This is a genomic window from Sphingomonas trueperi (assembly GCF_011927635.1).
Taxonomy (GTDB): Bacteria; Pseudomonadota; Alphaproteobacteria; order Sphingomonadales; family Sphingomonadaceae; genus Sphingomonas; species Sphingomonas trueperi.
In genome coordinates this window covers 1-14974 of record NZ_JAATJB010000011.1, presented here as the reverse complement: position 1 = coordinate 14974, position 14974 = coordinate 1, and the positions used below count along the sequence as shown (strand labels likewise).

Annotated in this window: 17 protein-coding genes and 1 pseudogene; 10 read left to right on the top strand and 8 right to left on the bottom strand. The window is 65.6% G+C overall.

The annotated features are described in order from the left end of the window. Nucleotides 1-26: 26 nt before the first annotated feature. On the bottom strand, nt 27-446 hold the full coding sequence (locus GGR89_RS15645; RefSeq protein WP_030541621.1) for a hypothetical protein: 420 nt from the start codon (nt 444-446) through the stop codon (nt 27-29). Between the two features lie 275 nt (nt 447-721). Between GGR89_RS15645 and atpD the strand changes: the two genes are divergently transcribed. The 10 genes from atpD (at nt 722) to GGR89_RS15595 (ending at nt 8959) form a co-directional block, all read left to right on the top strand. Continuing rightward, on the top strand, nt 722-2134 hold the full coding sequence (gene atpD, locus GGR89_RS15640) for a F0F1 ATP synthase subunit beta (protein ID WP_046408695.1): 1413 nt from the start codon (nt 722-724) through the stop codon (nt 2132-2134). Further along, on the top strand, nt 2131-2541 hold the full coding sequence (locus GGR89_RS15635) for a F0F1 ATP synthase subunit epsilon (protein ID WP_030541620.1): 411 nt from the start codon (nt 2131-2133) through the stop codon (nt 2539-2541). The genes atpD and GGR89_RS15635 overlap by 4 nt, the downstream gene beginning before the upstream one ends. After that, nucleotides 2538-2813 carry an AtpZ/AtpI family protein gene (locus GGR89_RS15630; protein ID WP_030541619.1) on the top strand — a complete coding sequence of 92 codons (276 nt, stop codon included), beginning with the start codon at nt 2538-2540 and terminating at the stop codon, nt 2811-2813. Before GGR89_RS15635 ends, GGR89_RS15630 begins: the two co-directional genes overlap by 4 nt. Then, entirely contained in the window at nt 2810-3076 is a 267-nt protein-coding gene (locus GGR89_RS15625; protein ID WP_017501319.1) for an ATP synthase subunit I, read from the top strand. The genes GGR89_RS15630 and GGR89_RS15625 overlap by 4 nt, the downstream gene beginning before the upstream one ends. Continuing rightward, nucleotides 3073-3774: a F0F1 ATP synthase subunit A gene (locus GGR89_RS15620; RefSeq protein ID WP_030541618.1), complete on the top strand. Its 702-nt coding sequence runs from the start codon at nt 3073-3075 to the stop codon at nt 3772-3774. Before GGR89_RS15625 ends, GGR89_RS15620 begins: the two co-directional genes overlap by 4 nt. After that, on the top strand, nt 3771-4013 hold the full coding sequence (locus GGR89_RS15615; RefSeq protein ID WP_046408697.1) for a F0F1 ATP synthase subunit C: 243 nt from the start codon (nt 3771-3773) through the stop codon (nt 4011-4013). Before GGR89_RS15620 ends, GGR89_RS15615 begins: the two co-directional genes overlap by 4 nt. A 1-nt stretch (nt 4014) precedes the next feature. Beyond that, on the top strand, nt 4015-4764 hold the full coding sequence (locus GGR89_RS15610) for a F0F1 ATP synthase subunit B family protein (RefSeq protein ID WP_030541616.1): 750 nt from the start codon (nt 4015-4017) through the stop codon (nt 4762-4764). Then, a complete protein-coding gene (locus GGR89_RS15605) occupies nt 4748-6268 on the top strand; it encodes a F0F1 ATP synthase subunit alpha (protein WP_030541615.1) in 1521 nt (506 codons plus the stop codon). The genes GGR89_RS15610 and GGR89_RS15605 overlap by 17 nt, the downstream gene beginning before the upstream one ends. Continuing rightward, entirely contained in the window at nt 6265-7113 is an 849-nt protein-coding gene (locus tag GGR89_RS15600; protein WP_046408699.1) for a F0F1 ATP synthase subunit gamma, read from the top strand. Before GGR89_RS15605 ends, GGR89_RS15600 begins: the two co-directional genes overlap by 4 nt. A 79-nt stretch (nt 7114-7192) precedes the next feature. Beyond that, on the top strand, nt 7193-8959 hold the full coding sequence (locus GGR89_RS15595; protein WP_030541613.1) for an oleate hydratase: 1767 nt from the start codon (nt 7193-7195) through the stop codon (nt 8957-8959). Between the two features lie 143 nt (nt 8960-9102). Here the strand turns inward: GGR89_RS15595 and GGR89_RS15590 are convergent, their stop codons facing one another. From GGR89_RS15590 to GGR89_RS22055, 7 genes and pseudogenes are all read right to left on the bottom strand, one after another. Next, nucleotides 9103-9723, bottom strand: a complete 621-nt coding sequence (locus GGR89_RS15590; RefSeq protein ID WP_030541612.1) for a response regulator transcription factor — start codon at nt 9721-9723, stop codon at nt 9103-9105. Between the two features lie 344 nt (nt 9724-10067). Then, nucleotides 10068-10343, bottom strand: coding sequence for a hypothetical protein (locus GGR89_RS15585; protein ID WP_140159542.1), 276 nt, complete (start codon nt 10341-10343; stop codon nt 10068-10070). Further along, nucleotides 10317-10512 (bottom strand): annotated as a pseudogene (locus tag GGR89_RS22905) (hypothetical protein); the annotation flags it as partial. The pseudogene GGR89_RS22905 and the gene GGR89_RS15585, both read right to left, overlap by 27 nt. A gap of 169 nt (nt 10513-10681) precedes the next feature. Beyond that, complete coding sequence (locus GGR89_RS15580) at nt 10682-11566, bottom strand: ribose-phosphate pyrophosphokinase (protein WP_030541611.1); 885 nt, start codon at nt 11564-11566, stop codon at nt 10682-10684. After that, on the bottom strand, nt 11563-13101 hold the full coding sequence (locus GGR89_RS15575) for a thymidine phosphorylase family protein (RefSeq protein WP_030541610.1): 1539 nt from the start codon (nt 13099-13101) through the stop codon (nt 11563-11565). Before GGR89_RS15575 ends, GGR89_RS15580 begins: the two co-directional genes overlap by 4 nt. Continuing rightward, nucleotides 13098-14558 (bottom strand): MBL fold metallo-hydrolase RNA specificity domain-containing protein, encoded by a 1461-nt coding sequence (locus tag GGR89_RS15570; RefSeq protein ID WP_021245239.1) that lies wholly within the window; start codon nt 14556-14558, stop codon nt 13098-13100. The genes GGR89_RS15575 and GGR89_RS15570 overlap by 4 nt, the downstream gene beginning before the upstream one ends. Before the next feature lie 188 nt (nt 14559-14746). Then, the coding region (locus tag GGR89_RS22055; RefSeq protein WP_209092297.1) for a hypothetical protein at nt 14747-14974 on the bottom strand (228 nt) is incomplete at its 5' end.

Genomic DNA, 14974 nt, shown 5'->3' with positions numbered 1-14974 from the left:
GCGGCTCGCCGCGATCGGGGGCTATCCTATTTGTCGCTGGTGGCCTGCTTCTCGCCGTCGCCCGGGCTTTTCTGCCCGAACCATGGTCCGACAATGGCAGCAAAGGCATCCAGCGCCCCGGGAGCCGTCTGAGCGCTCGCGACGGCCTGCCAGGCCTGCTGCCATTCCTCGAACGCCGATCTTGTGCCGGCAATCATATGCTCGCGGACCGTGGCCATGTCCTCGAACAGTGCCCGCGGTCCGGCCGGGCTGACCGCGCCGGCGTCCGACGTCTTGTCCGTCGCGCCCGCAATCGAGGCACGCGCCTCTTCGGCGAAGCGGCCGGCGGCGCGGTTGCCGACCTCGAGCGACTCTTCGCCACCTTTCCGGGCGACTTCGGCGAGCTTCAGCATCAGGCCGACATTCGCTTTGGCGAGCGCGGCAAGTTGATCGACCGGATAGGGCATGGGACGATGAACCTTTCTCTTCGCGTCTAAGCTCCAGCGTATCGGGCATGCAGCCCTGGCCTGAGGCTCATCGCGTCGCGCCGCCGATATTCGGCGAGGCTGAATCAGAGAGAATCGGTAACTCTACGTATGCCGAATCTGCGGCTTGCCTGCGACGCTCAGCCAATGCACTTTTGGCTTGTCGTCCATGTCGTGCCCGCGGGCAGCGACTTCTACCCGTCCCGTCATGATCGCGGCACGGTCGGGCATGATTATGGTCTGACCCGGCAACCGGCATGGGCGTGATACCGTCCATAGCCAGGCTCGGCCGGATTGCGGCGCTCCGCGGTCCCGTCCTCGATGTCGAGTTCGACGAAGGGCCGCTGCCCGCAGTCAATGAAGCACTGCGCATCGATGCGGCGTCAGGCCCGCTGGTCGCGGAAGTGCAGAGCCATATTGATGATCGGACCGTCCGCGCCGTCGCGCTTCAGCCGACCTCCGGTCTGGCGCGCAATGTCGGCGTGGTGGCCTTAGGCGCACCCATCGCGGTTCCGGTCGGAGACAAGGTTCTTGGGCGGCTCCTTACGCCGACCGGGCAGGTGGGGGACGGCGGCGCGCCGCTCGGACCGGATGTGCCATTGAGGCCGATCCATCGCGCACCCCCACCGCTCGACGAGCAGAGCGCGGCGACGGCGATGTTCGAGACCGGCATCAAGGTCATCGATCTGCTCGCACCGCTTGCCCAGGGCGGCAAGGCCGCCATGTTCGGGGGCGCGGGGGTGGGCAAGACCGTGCTGGTGATGGAACTCATCAACGCGATGGTCGCCCGCTACGAGGGTGTCTCAGTGTTCGCGGGCATCGGCGAGCGATCGCGCGAGGGCCATGAGCTGCTCACCGACATGCGCGGCTCGGGTGTGATCGACAAGACCGTGCTCGTTTTCGGGCAGATGAACGAGCCGCCGGGCGCGCGCTGGCGGGTCGGGCTGACCGCGCTCACCATCGCCGAACATTTCCGCGACGAGCAGAAGCGCAACGTCCTGCTGCTCATGGATAATGTGTTCCGCTTCGTCCAGGCCGGCAGCGAGGTGTCGGGCCTGCTTGGACGCATGCCTTCGCGCGTCGGCTATCAGCCGACGCTGGCCAGCGAGGTGGCCGCGCTGCAGGAGCGCATCGCCTCTGTGCATGGGGCTGCGGTGACCGCGATCGAGGCGGTCTATGTGCCCGCCGACGATTTCACCGACCCGGCAGTCACCGCCATCTCCGCCCATCTCGACAGTTCCATTCTGCTCTCGCGCGCCATGGCGGCCGAAGGCATCTATCCCGCGGTCGATCCCTTGGGGTCCTCGTCGATCCTGCTCGATCCGCAGGTCGTGGGCGATCATCATTACGCGCTCGCCCAGCAGGCCCGCGAGACGATCGCGCATTATCGCGAGCTCCAGGACATCATCTCGCTGCTCGGCATCGAGGAACTGGGCCGCGAAGACCGGCTGATCGTCGGCAGGGCGCGGCGGCTCCAGCGCTTCCTGACCCAGCCTTTCATGGTGACCCAGGCCTTCACCGGACAGGCCGGCCGCTCGGTGGCGCTGGCTGATACCCTGAAGGGCGTCGCGGCCATCCTGTCGGGCGAGACCGACGACTGGCCCGAAAGCGCCTTCTACATGGTGGGCGATATTGAAGAGGCACGCTCTCGCGTGGGGCAGGGCGCATGAAGCTGCGCATCACCGATCCGACCGCGATCCTCGTCGACGCCGATGTCGCGTCGGTTCGCGCCGAGGATGCCAGCGGCAGTTTCGGCATCCTGTCGGGCCATGCCGATTTCCTGACCGCGCTTGGCGTCTCGATCGTCTCCTGGCGCGGCCCCGATGGCGCTCCCGGCTATTGCGCGGTGCGCAACGGCATTCTGACCGTGAGCCACGGCACGGAGGTCGCGGTCGCGACGCGCGAAGGCCATGTCGGCGATGACCTTGGAACGCTCGAGCATGACGTGCTCGCGCGCTACCGCGAGCGCGACGAGGGCGAACGATCCGAACGGACCGCGTCGGCGAAGCTCAGGATGCAGGCGATCCGCCATATGGTCGAGGCCCTGCAGGGTGGTGGCCGGGAGATCGGCCTGTGAGCACGGACAAGCCCGAGCAGCCGATCGTCGAAGCCATCCGGACCCGCGCGGAACGGCGGCGGCTTGCGCAGCGGCTTCCTTCCGTCGCCCGCAATCTCGGCCAGATCGGCGTGCTCGGCTGGCAGATCGTCCTGCCCGCGCTGGTCGGTCTCGCGATCGGCCGCTGGCTCGACCACCGGCTGGATAGCGGCATCTTCTGGACCGCGCCGCTCCTGCTCGTCGGGCTCGCCCTCGGCTGCTGGTCGGGCTGGCGCTGGATGCACCGGCAATGAGCCAGCTCTCCCCCATCCTGTTCCTGGCCCTCGGATTTGCGGTCGGCCTCGCCCATTTCGCGGCCATCGCCAGAGAAGCCGACCTCGTCACCCATGGCGGCCCGGCATCGCGCGCGATCCTGCTCAGGCTCGGGCGCCTCGCCGTCACTATTCTGGTTCTTGTCATCGCCAGCCGGCAAGGGTGGCCGGCGCTTCTTGCCGCAACAACCGGCTTCATGGGCGGGCGCCAGATCATGCTCCACCGGCTCGGAGGCGCCCGATGATATTCGCGTCACCACTTGAAAGCCATGTGCTGTTCGCGATCGGTCCGGTGCCGATCAGCCAGCCGGTCGCCACGACCTGGGGCATCATGGCCGTCCTTACAATCGGAAGCTGGCTGCTGACCCGCCGCCTTGCGTTACGCCCAACCCGAGCCCAAGCGGCGCTCGAGCTGGTCGTCGAGACCGTCGCCGGCCAGATCCGCGAGACGATGGAGGCGGAGCCGCGGCGTTATCTGCCGCTGATCGGCACGCTGTTCCTGTTCCTGCTGGTCGCCAACTGGTCGTCGCTGATCCCCGGCGTCGAGCCGCCGACCGCGACCCTCGAAACCGACGCGGCGCTGGCGCTGATCGTCTTCGGCGCGACGCTCTGGTTCGGCGTCCGCGCGCTCGGGCCCAGGGCCTATCTCGCGACCTTCGCGCGCCCCTCGATCCTGCTCGCCCCGCTCAATATCGTCGAGCTCTTCACCCGCAGCTTCTCGCTGATGGTGCGCCTGTTCGGCAACGTCATGAGCGGTGTCTTCATGATCGGCGTCGTGCTGAGCCTGGCCGGGCTGCTCGTCCCGATCCCGCTGATGGCGCTCGAAATGCTGACCGGCGCGGTCCAGGCCTACATTTTCGGCGCGCTCGCCATGGTCTTTATCGGCAGCGCTATCAGCGAGAACGGCGCCCGCCCGCCATCCAAACAGGAGTCCCCCGCATGAACTGGATCCATCTCGCCAGCATCCTCGGCGCCGCTTTCGCGATCTCGATCGGCGCAATCGCCCCGGCGCTCGGGCAGGGCAGGGCCGTCGCCGCCGCGATGGACGCGATCGCGCGCCAGCCCGAAGCCGCCAACACCATCTCGCGCACGCTGTTCGTGGGCCTCGCGATGATCGAGACGATGGCGATCTACTGCCTCGTGATTGCGCTGCTGCTGCTCTTCGCCAACCCGTTCGCCTGACATGCGGATCGACTGGTGGACGCTCGCGCTGCAGGCGGTCAATGTCCTCATCCTCGTGTGGCTGCTCGGACGCTTCCTGTTCCGTCCGGTGATGGATGCCATCGCTGCCCGCCAGGCATCGGCCCAGGCGCTGCTCGACGAAGCGCGGGAGGCAAAGGACCGGGCACAGGCCGAAGCGCAGGCGCTCAAGACGCAGAATGACGGCTTCGTCGCGGATGCGGCGGCTCGCCGCGCCGAGATCCGGACCGAGGCCGAAGCGGAGCGCCAGCGCCTCCTCGCGCAGGCCAGGCTCGAGGCGGACGCCGTCGTCGAGCAAGGCCATGCGGCGATCGATGCCGAACGCGGGCGGGTGGCGGCGCAGTGGCGGGAAAAGGCAGCGAGCCTCGCCGCCTCGATGGCAGGCACGTTGCTCGCTCGTCTCCCGCCCGAGCAGACGGTGCAGGCCATGGTCGACGCGCTCAAGGCGCGGCTCGGGGACCTTTCCGAGGCGGATCGCCTCAGCCTGGCGGCCGCCGGGCCCGTCACCGTCGCGACGCCCGCGCCGCTGACGGCCGATCTGCAGACGCAGGTAGCGCGCGCGCTTGGCGAAATCCTGCCGGATACCGCGACCCCGATTTTCGCGGTCGATCCAGATCTCATCGCCGGCGCGGAGCTTCGCACGCCCCACGCCGTCGTGCGCAACAGCTGGCGCGCCGATCTCGACGCCATGGTGGAGAGCCTCAATGAGGACAATCATGCCCGGATCGCCTGAAGACTGGCTGACGCAGGCCCAGAGCTGCATCGCGCGCGCCAATCTCGGGCCGCGTGTCGATGCAATTGGCCGGGTGGAATCGATCGGCGACGGCGTTGCCATGGTCTCGGGCCTTCCGGACTCGCGCCTCGACGAATTGCTCTATCTCGCCCGGGGCCAGACCGGATTCGTCCACACGCTCGACCGGGACCGGATTGGCTGCGTGCTGCTCGACGATGCCGCACAGGTGGAGGCAGGAGACACCGTAACCGGCTCGGGCGAGGTGGTGCGCGTGCCGGTTGGCGAGGCATTGCTTGGCCGAGTCGTCGATCCGCTCGGCCGTCCGCTCGATGGGGGCGCGCCGATCCGGGCCAGGCGCTTCGATCCTGTCGAACGGCCGGCGCCGGCGATCATCGAACGCGACCTCGTCGTCCAGCCGGTGCAGACCGGCACGCTCGCAATCGATGCGATGTTCGCCATCGGCCGGGGGCAGCGCGAACTCATTCTCGGTGACCGCGCCACCGGCAAGACGGCGCTCGCGGTCGACACGATCATCAACCAGCGCACCAGCGACATGATCTGCGTCTATGTCGCGATCGGCCAGAAAAGCTCGGCGGTCGCGCGCGTGGTCGATCAGGTGCGGCGGCATGGCGCGCCGGATCGCACCATCTTCGTCGTGGCGAGCCCCGCCGCGGCGCCGGGGCTGCAATGGATCGCGCCGTTCGCGGGCTTCACGATGGCCGAGTATTTTCGGGATGGTGGCGGCCATGCGGTGGTGGTGCTCGACGATCTCACCAAGCATGCCGCGACCCATCGCGAGATCGCCCTGCTGATCGGACAGCCGCCCGGGCGCGAGGCCTATCCAGGCGACGTCTTCTTCCTCCATTCCCGCCTGCTCGAACGTGCGGCGCGTCTCTCGACGGAGAAGGGGGGCGGTTCGCTCACGGCTCTGCCGATCGCGGAGACCGATGCCGGCAACGTCAGCGCCTATATTCCGACCAATCTGATCTCGATCACCGACGGTCAGATCATTCTCGACGCGAAGCTGTTCGCGCAGGGGCACAAGCCCGCCATCGACGTGGGCACGAGCGTGAGCCGGGTCGGCGGCAAGACGCAGCTTCGCGTCCTGCGCGACGCGAGCGGGACCATGCGCCTCGACTATGCGCAGTTCCTCGAGCTCGAGATGTTCACCCGCTTCGGCGAGCAGCCCGAGCCGCGTGTCCGCGCCCAGATCGAACGGGGCAAGCGCTTGCGCGCCTTGCTCGTGCAACCGCTGTCGAGTCCCCTACGGGTCGTCGACCAGGTGGCGCTGGCCGTGGCGCTCGGCGAAGGGTTGCTCGATGGCATGGTGGTCTCGGAGATACCGTCGCTCCGCGCGCGGCTGCCCGCCTGGATCGACGATCACGTCCCCGATCTATGCGCGCAGATCGAGCGGACTGGACAGATCGACACCGCGCAGCGGTCCGCTCTGATAACGACGGTGAAAGCGCTGATCGAAAGCCAGCCGGCCGGTTCTGCATCATGAGCGATCGCCTCGCCGAGATCGGCCACCGGATCGAGACCGTCCGCCAGCTCGGTGCGGTGGTCAACGCCATGCAGGGCATCGCCGCGCAGCGGGCGCAGCAGGCGCGCGCGCTGCTGCCCGCGGTGCGACGCTATGCGGAGACCGCCCGCACCGCCATTGGCCAGGCGCGCCGCCTTGACGAGCCACTGGCGCGTTTTCCGGCGCGGGCGGTCGGTGGTGCGAGAGGCGGCCTTATCCTGTTCGGTGCGGAGCAAGGCTTTGCCGGGGCCTTTCCGGAGCAGCTGCTCGACGGCGCCGCGGCCGACATGCAGGACAGGCATATTCTTCTGATTGGCGCGCGCACGGCCACGCTTGCGACCGAGCGCGGTCTGCGCATCGCATGGAGCGCGAGCATGCCGAGCAAGGCCGATGCGCTGCCCGCACTCGCGACAAGCATCATCGACGCGCTGTACGACTATCTGGACGAGACCGGCGCGGTGCCCATCACCATGGCTTATCCGGTCTGGAGCAGCGGCAAGGGCGTCTCGATCGTGCGCGCGAGCCTCCTGCCGCTCGACCTCGACACTTTCCCCGCGTCCACGGCGGATTTGCCGCCGCTCGTCAATATCAACGCGGCGGACCTTATCGGCGACCTGACCGCGGAATATGTCTTCGCCCAGATCTGCGCGGCTGCGGTCGAGACGTTCGTCGCCGAGAATGAGGCACGGCTGCGCACCATGGCGACCGCCCGCAGCCACATCGATCGCAAGGGCGAGGCCCTGCGCCTCGAGGAGCGCCTCACGCGTCAGGATCAGATCACCAGTGAAGTCGTCGAACTGAGCGGCGGGCGACATCGGCGAGAATGAATGCAGGGCAGGCACTTCTGCTGTTCAGCAAGAAACCGCAGAACCGCCATTGTCGTCGGGATCGAAGAGGGAGTTCGCCATGCACTATAGTAGCGGAAACTACGAAGCTTTCGTGCGCCCCCGCAAACCTGAGGGCGCTGACAGGAAGACGGCCTGGTTCGTCGGCTCGGGTCTTGCGGGACTAGCGGGCGCGGCGTTCCTGATCCGCGACGGCGGCGTCGCCGGCGAGCGTATTACCATCCTTGAGGAGCTGCATGTTCCCGGCGGCGCGCTCGACGGCCTCGACGTCCCCGAAAAGGGGTTCGTCATCCGCGGAGGGCGCGAGATGGAGGAGCATTTCGAATGCCTCTGGGATCTCTATCGCTCGATCCCTTCGCTGGAGATCGAGGATGCGAGTGTGCTCGACGAATTCTACCGGCTCAACAAGGACGATCCGAATTTTTCGCTGCAGCGCGTCACGCAGAACCAGGGCCAGGATGTGCCTGACAAGGCTTTGCTGACACTCAGCGATCGCGCGCGAAGAGATCTGATCTCCGTCTTCCTCGCGACGCGGGAGGAGATGGAGAACAAGCGGATCAACGAAGTCTTCGGCGATGATTTCCTCAGGAGCAACTTCTGGCTCTACTGGCGCACCATGTTCGCCTTCGAGGAATGGCATTCCGCGCTTGAGATGAAGCTCTATCTCCATCGCTTCATCCACCATATCGGCAGTCTGGCGGATTTCTCCTCACTCAAGTTCAACCGCTACAATCAATATGAATCGATGGTCCTGCCGCTGGTCAACTGGCTGCAGGATCGCGGCGTCAGGTTTCGCTACGGCGTCGAGGTCACCGACGTCGATTTCGACATCCGGCCCGGCCGCAAACAGGCGACCCGGATTGCCTGGATCGAAAACGGGGTCGAAGGCGGCGTCGATCTCGGCGCCGACGACCTCGTCTTCATCACCATCGGATCGCTGACCGAGAATTCCGACAATGGCGATCATCATACACCGGCCAGGCTGAATGAGGGGCCGGCGCCGGCCTGGGACCTGTGGCGCCGGATCGCGGCCAAGGACCCGGCCTTTGGTCGTCCCGACGTGTTTGGATCCCATATCCCGGAAACCAAATGGGCGTCGGCGACCATCACCACGCTCGACGCGCGCATTCCGGCGTACATTCGCAAGATCGCCAGGCGCGATCCGTTCAGCGGCACGGTGGTGACCGGCGGCATCATCACGGTCAAGGACTCGAGCTGGCTGCTGAGCTGGACGGTGAGCCGGCAACCCCACTTCAGGAAGCAGCCGAAGGACCAGATCGTCGCCTGGTTCTATGCCTTGTTCGTCGACCGACCCGGCGACTATGTGAAGAAGCCGATGCAGGACTGTACGGGCGAGGAGATCACGCAAGAATGGCTCTATCATCTCGGCGTGCCGGTCGAGGATATTCCTGGGCTCGCCGCGACGGGGGCGACGACCGTGCCGGTGATGATGCCCTACATCACCGCCTTCTTCATGCCGCGCCAGGCCGGCGACCGGCCGGACGTGGTGCCCGAGGGCGCGGTCAACTTCGCCTTTGTCGGCCAGTTTGCCGAGTCGAAGCAGCGTGATTGTATCTTCACGACGGAATATTCGGTGCGCACGCCGATGGAGGCCGTCTACACGCTGATGAAGGTCGAACGCGGCGTGCCGGAAGTGTTCAACTCAACCTATGATATCCGCACGCTTCTGGCCACAATCGGGCCGCTCAGGGATGGCAAAGGGATCGACATTCCCGGCCCGTCCTTCCTGCGCAAGCTGTTGATGAAGAAGCTTGAAGGCACAGAGATCGCCCAGCTGTTGGAAGAGTTTCATCTCCTTTCGCGATAGCAATCAAGCGCGACCCTTCGCCTGGGCTCACGAAAATTCCGCCAAAAGCTGATGAACAACGTCGATGCATCCCGGCAGGCACTATGTCCGCGCCATCAGGTGACACGCAGAGATTCAACCGCAGCAGCCCTGGCCGCCTTTACCTACAGCGGCCTTCCCATTCCAGCCGCAAAGGCGATCCGCAAGGTTTCGGCAAGGGTACGGACTCCAAGCTTGGACATGATGCTCGCGCGATGGACTTCGACCGTCCGTGAAGAAATGCCCAGATCATAGGCGATGGTCTTGTTCGGAAGGCCTTGCGCAAGGCCTTCGAGAACATCCCGTTCGCGCGGTGTCAGTAGATCGACCTGTCGGCATGCCTCGGCTTCTTCGAGAGCGCGCCCCTCGGCCGTGTCGATGCGCGCGAACGCTCGGTCTATCGCATCGAGCAGCAGCGCCCGTTCGATAGGTTTGGCCAGGAAATCGACAGCACCCGCCTTCATCGCTTGGACAGCAAGCGCAATGTCTCCGTTGCCGGTCAGCATCACGACTGGCATGCTTATATCCATCTGCGTCAGCGCTGCCTGAACCTGTAGACCGTTCATGTCCGGCATGTGCATGTCGAGAACGATGCTACCTCTTTCAGCTTCATCTGCAATTTTCAGAAAGTCGACTCCCGAGCCATAGGTCTCGACGGCAAATCCCGCTGTCCTTAATGTGAATCCTACAGCTTTCCTGATTGTTTCTTCGTCATCAATGACATGAACGACGCGCTTGCTCTCCATGGCCCCCCGGACGTGTTGGCATTGCTGCGCACCCCAGCGGGCACAGCTTCAAAGGGGAGACCTTCTACGGGTAGGACCATGGTCCAAGGTCAAGGCCGAAATACCGCCGCATCACAACAGGCAAGGCAGGTGCTCGGCGAGAGGGGGGTAAGCGACCCGGCATCATGTGCCGAACTTTGCGAGATGACCGCTCTTGCGAACGGGGCGGCGCTCCCTCTGGTCTCCCGGCGGCAAGGCGCCGCAAGACGCTGCCGCCGGGAGTGGGCACGCCTCTTGGGGGATGAGCGCGCTGGTTGCTCCTAAGCTCGACGCGTCATGTTGTCATGGCAAGAAGCTGATAATCGCTATTCTGTGTCAGCAGCGCGCCGTAACGCCGATGTCCGGGGCGGATCGCAGCTCCGCTCGCGCGCCGCTACGGCACGGCGAATCCGATTCAGCACGAACCGGTGATCATAGGGTTTTGAGATCGAAGGCTGATCATCGCAGAGATCGCCCGCCTTCCGTGTCGCAGTTTCGATATTCCCGGCGAGGATGGCACCGATACCGGGTTGTTCCTGACGAACCAAGGATGCCAGGCCCGCGCCGCGCTCAGCGCGATCGAGCCAGCGCAGCGCTGCCATCACATCGTCGACCGGCACCGGGATGCTGGCGGGCGACGGAGGGCCGGTTGGCCCTCGACGGCGGAGCGATCGGACGCCCAGGATGCAAGGATGGCGGGCTTCACTTCGGGCTCAAGCTGCGGGTCCGAGCAACGATGAAGGGATCAAGGAAAGAGCGTGTGTGCGACATGACATATCCTCCTTTCCTGCCGCGACTTTCTCCGAAAGCGAAGTTCCCGGAAGATTGGTTCGGGCTCGTGTAGGGTCAATGGATGGGAATGCGCCCGGCGTTTGCCGGGCGTTCGTTTTCATCGTGCATTGAGCATTGAGTACTGAAGAACTGACGCGCAGCGCACCGTTCAAATTCCGTGACGAACGGCCTCCGCAATCGCCGGCATCACGTCGATATCATTAGAGGTATGCGCAACAGCGTTCGTGCTCACGATCCTCTCGACGAGCCCACCCAGGACTTGCGCTGCATCGCCGGCGAAAAGCGGATGCACGACCACGCAATCCGGTCGCGCGAACCCCATGCCGACCAGCTGGCGCGCCGCCTCGGCGAGGGTCCGGCCGGATGAGGCGATATCGTCGACCAGCACCGGCTGGCGATCGAGAAACGCTGGGGCATTCGGAATCGAGATGGTGACGTCACGGTCGCCGGACCGGATTTTCTCGCACACGAGAAACGGAGCATCGGCATCGGCCGCCACCTGCGAGACCCACTGTTCGCTTTCCAGGTCCGGACCGATGATCAGCGGACGAGCGACATTGCGCTTGATCCACGAGGCCAGAAGCCGCGCAGCATGAACAACCTGGGTCGGGATGCGGTAGATTTCCGACAACGCATGATAGCGGTGGAGATGCGGATCGACCGTCACCAGCCAGTCGAGATGGCGGGACAGGATCGCGGCAAAGGTTCGCGACGTCACCGCCTCGCCGGCATGGAAGCGAATGTCCTGGCGCATGTAAGCGAGGTAGGGGGCGACGAGCCCGATCCTGCGAGCGCCCAGATCGCGCGCGGTGTCGGCTGCGAACAGCAGCGGCAACAGCTTGGCGTCCGGATGATCGAGACTGCACAGCAGGATGACGTCGCGGTCGCTGATGTCGCTTACGACCCTGAGATAGGTTTCCCCGTCGGGAAACTGACGATGCTCGATCGTGCCGACCTCTGCATCGAGTGCGGCGGATAGCGGCTGTGCCAGGGCCTCGCTGCCAGACAGCGCGAACAGCACGGGACGGTTCATAGCGCTTCAATCCCGAAGATCGGCCCGTCGCTCACCGCATAGGCCGCCGCATAATCGAGCTCGCCCGGGCTCTCGGCATGAATGGTGCTCAAGGGAGCCCCGGCATCCACCATCTGGTTCAGCCGACACTGCAGCGCGACGCCGGCGGCCTTGGCCATCGGCGCGCCGGCAAGCTTCGCGACCGTCGCGAGCTTGCGATTGTCGATACTCACCAGGCGGCCGCTATAGGGAGCGATCATATCCTGTTGGAACCGGGCGACCGGTGGAGCCCGCATGCCGCCCTGCGCTTCGCAGATACGTTGGAACTTGGCCCAGGCCCGGCCGCTTTCGAGGCACGCCCGCGCACGCGCATAGCCTTCGCCGGCCGGGGCCGCGTCCGCGAGCTCAAGCAGTCCTCCCGCCAGCTCGCAGGCCCGGTGGGCGAGATCCTCGGCGCCAGGCTGCCCCTGGAGCACGGCAAGGATATCCTGCGCCTCGAGCGCCGGACCGATGCCCCGTCCGATCGGCTCCGCGCCGGGGCCGCGCATCACGCGCGTGCGAAGCCCGAAGGCTTGGGCGACCGAGCTCAGCGCGCGCTCGAGGGTGTCGGCGGCAGCGGCTCCGCGGACCTTGGCGGTCGGCCCGACCGGGATGTCGATGACCAGATGGGTCGCACCGGCCGCGACTTTCTTGGACAGCACCGAGGCGACCATCTGCCCGACGGCATCGATATCGAGCACGCGCTCCACGCCGATGATCACGTCGTCGGCAGGGCTGAGATTGACGGCGCCGCCCCAGGCGATGCAGCCGCCTTCGCGCTCGACCACCTTGCGGATTGCGGAAACGTCGAGGTCGACAGGTGCCAGCACCTCCATCGTGTCCGCCGTGCCGGCCGGCGAGGTGATCGCCCGCGACGATGTCTTGGGCATGATCAGGCCCTCCGCGGCCATGATCGAGACGATGATCGGCGTGGTGCGATTGCCCGGCAATCCACCGACGCTATGCTTGTCGACGATGACCGTTCCGGGCCACTGCAATCGCTCGCCGACATCGACCATCGCCCTGGTCAGGCTGATCGTTTCGTCCGTATCGAGCGGGACCGCCGAGCAGGCCGTGACGAATGCCGAGAGATGGACATCGCTATAGCGTCGCTCGGCGATGTCGGTGATGATCGCTGAAAAAGCCCCGTCACTGAGACGATTGCCATAGATACGCCGACGCACTTCGGCGAGCGAGGCGAGAGGCTGGGCGTGCGCGATCTCGACCGGATCGCCCTCGCTGACGCCGAGCCGCTGCCATGCGGATTCCGAGAGGCCGATCTCGCCGGGCGCTGGAGCCTCCGCGGAACTGTGCAGCAGCGAGACGACGATTTCCCGCCCGCCGGCGCGCAGCGCGACCTGCGCGCGGGACGCAAGACCTTCCGAGCGGCAGACGGGACAGTCGTGGCGCATGACCGCAATCAGATCGCTACCGGCACCCGACAGGCCGATGCGGCGTGCCCGCAGCGTCGTCGCGACAGACTCTGCTTCGGCGTTCTCGATGATCCCGGGCTTCACGCGAGCATGCCCCAGCTACCCAGCGCCGGTACGCTGCATGCCCAGCCCAGTTCCTCCGAGACACGCTTCGCCAGGACGTGGGCGCCGGTCGGCTCGCCATGGGTGACATAGACGTGGCGCGGGGCCTCGTGCAGCGAGCCGAGCCAGCGCATGAGCTCGTCGCTGTCGGCATGCGCCGAGAGCATCGTCAGGTTGGCGACCTCGGCTTCGACCGGGATATACTCGCCGTGGATCTTGATCGTCCGGGCGCCGCCGATCATGGCGGCGCCGCGGGTGCCCGCCGCCTGGAAGCCCGAGAAGAGGATGAGGTTCTTCCCATCCGGCGCGAAGCGCTTGAGATGGTGGAGCACGCGGCCGCCCGTTGCCATTCCGCTGGCCGAGATGATGACCTTTGGGGCGGGGTTGGCGGTGAGTTCCTTGGATTCCTCCACTTCGCGCACATAGTGCGCGACGCTGCACGCCGCTTCGCACTCGGCGCGGGCCAGGCGATGCTCGTCCATGAAATCGCACATCAGCCCGCTCGCGTTGATCGCCATCGGGCTGTCGAGGAAGATCGGGATGTCGCGGAGGCGTCCCTGCGCGCGCAGACGCGAGAAATGATAGAGAAGCGACTGGACCCGTCCCACGGCGAAGGCCGGGATCACCACCGTCCCTCCTCTCTCGACGCATCGTTCGACATGATCTCCAAGCGTCTTTGTCGGATCGACCTGCTCGTGGCGCCGATCGCCATAGGTCGATTCCACCAGGACATAGTCGGCGCGCGCGGGCGGCTCGGGATCTTTCATCACCGAATCGCCGTAACGGCCGATGTCGCCTGAGAAGAGGATTGTCCGCCCCTTCCAGTCGATCTCGATCGACGCCGCGCCGAGGATGTGGCCGGCGCGATGATAGCGCACCCTGATGCCGTCCGTGACTGCATGCCACGCTCCGAACTCGATCGGCCGGAAGAGCTGCAATGCCAGACGCGCGTCAGCCTGGGTGTAGAGCGGCAGCGCCGGCTGGTGCCTGGAGAAGCCGTGCCGGTTGGCGAACTCCGCATCCTTTTCCTGCAGATGACCGCTGTCGGGAAGAAGGAGCTCGCACAGGGCCGCGGTCGCCCGGGTGGCAAGGACGGTACCGTCCCAGCCCAGGCGCGCCATGCGCGGTAGCGCGCCCGAGTGATCGAGATGAGCGTGGGTCAGCAGGACTTGGCCGACATCGGCGACTTCGGGTGGAATTGGCGCCCAATTAAGGCGGCGCAGATCCCTGGGTCCTTGAAACAGGCCGGAATCGACAACGATCTGAGTTTCACCATCGTCCACCAGATAACGCGACCCTGTGACCGTTCCCGATGCGCCGAGAAAGGCGACGCCGAGACCATCGGCCGGGCGCTTAGCCAGATCGATCCTTGCTTCGCGCTCGAGGACGGTCACGCCGGACTGGTTGCGGGAATGGTGCCGTTTCTTTCTCTTGTGCATGGACGCGGGCCTGCCTCTCACGATTATGTTCGTGAGCGCAGCTTTGATTCGCGGACGCCGCACGCCTATACGCAAAAGCCGCAGCACGACTGCTGCTCCCGACAGTTGCGTCGCGCGAACACCGGTGGCCGATCCGATCGATCACCTTACCCATGCTTGCGCGATGCCCTTCGGACTTCGCTCTCTACTTATACCTTGCTCCTTGGACTCGAGCCTATGCAGGCTGGAGGTTGACTAGAAGAGAACGGCATATGGGCGAACATGACCATCGCATGCGCAAGCGCGGCAAGATCGTTCTGATCGGCTTCCTGCTCGTCGCCATGGACTGCCTGCGACGACTGGTCCGGTTGCATAGTTAGTTGATGCGCGCCTGTGATGCCAGCCTGGGCGGGAGGCGTAGCGTAGCGGAGCCGATC

Excerpts from the sequence above, each read along its gene's own strand:
- GGR89_RS15645 (WP_030541621.1), bottom strand. The coding sequence starts at position 446 with ATGCCCTATCCGGTCGATCAACTTGCCGCGCTCGCCAAAGCGAATGTC.
- atpD (WP_046408695.1), top strand. The coding sequence starts at position 722 with ATGGGCGTGATACCGTCCATAGCCAGGCTCGGCCGGATTGCGGCGCTC.
- GGR89_RS15635 (WP_030541620.1), top strand. The coding sequence starts at position 2,131 with ATGAAGCTGCGCATCACCGATCCGACCGCGATCCTCGTCGACGCCGAT.
- GGR89_RS15625 (WP_017501319.1), top strand. The coding sequence starts at position 2,810 with ATGAGCCAGCTCTCCCCCATCCTGTTCCTGGCCCTCGGATTTGCGGTC.
- GGR89_RS15620 (WP_030541618.1), top strand. The coding sequence starts at position 3,073 with ATGATATTCGCGTCACCACTTGAAAGCCATGTGCTGTTCGCGATCGGT.
- GGR89_RS15615 (WP_046408697.1), top strand. The coding sequence starts at position 3,771 with ATGAACTGGATCCATCTCGCCAGCATCCTCGGCGCCGCTTTCGCGATC.
- GGR89_RS15610 (WP_030541616.1), top strand. The coding sequence starts at position 4,015 with ATGCGGATCGACTGGTGGACGCTCGCGCTGCAGGCGGTCAATGTCCTC.
- GGR89_RS15605 (WP_030541615.1), top strand. The coding sequence starts at position 4,748 with ATGCCCGGATCGCCTGAAGACTGGCTGACGCAGGCCCAGAGCTGCATC.
- GGR89_RS15600 (WP_046408699.1), top strand. The coding sequence starts at position 6,265 with ATGAGCGATCGCCTCGCCGAGATCGGCCACCGGATCGAGACCGTCCGC.
- GGR89_RS15595 (WP_030541613.1), top strand. The coding sequence starts at position 7,193 with ATGCACTATAGTAGCGGAAACTACGAAGCTTTCGTGCGCCCCCGCAAA.
- GGR89_RS15590 (WP_030541612.1), bottom strand. The coding sequence starts at position 9,723 with ATGGAGAGCAAGCGCGTCGTTCATGTCATTGATGACGAAGAAACAATC.
- GGR89_RS15585 (WP_140159542.1), bottom strand. The coding sequence starts at position 10,343 with ATGGCAGCGCTGCGCTGGCTCGATCGCGCTGAGCGCGGCGCGGGCCTG.
- GGR89_RS15580 (WP_030541611.1), bottom strand. The coding sequence starts at position 11,566 with ATGAACCGTCCCGTGCTGTTCGCGCTGTCTGGCAGCGAGGCCCTGGCA.
- GGR89_RS15570 (WP_021245239.1), bottom strand. The coding sequence starts at position 14,558 with ATGCACAAGAGAAAGAAACGGCACCATTCCCGCAACCAGTCCGGCGTG.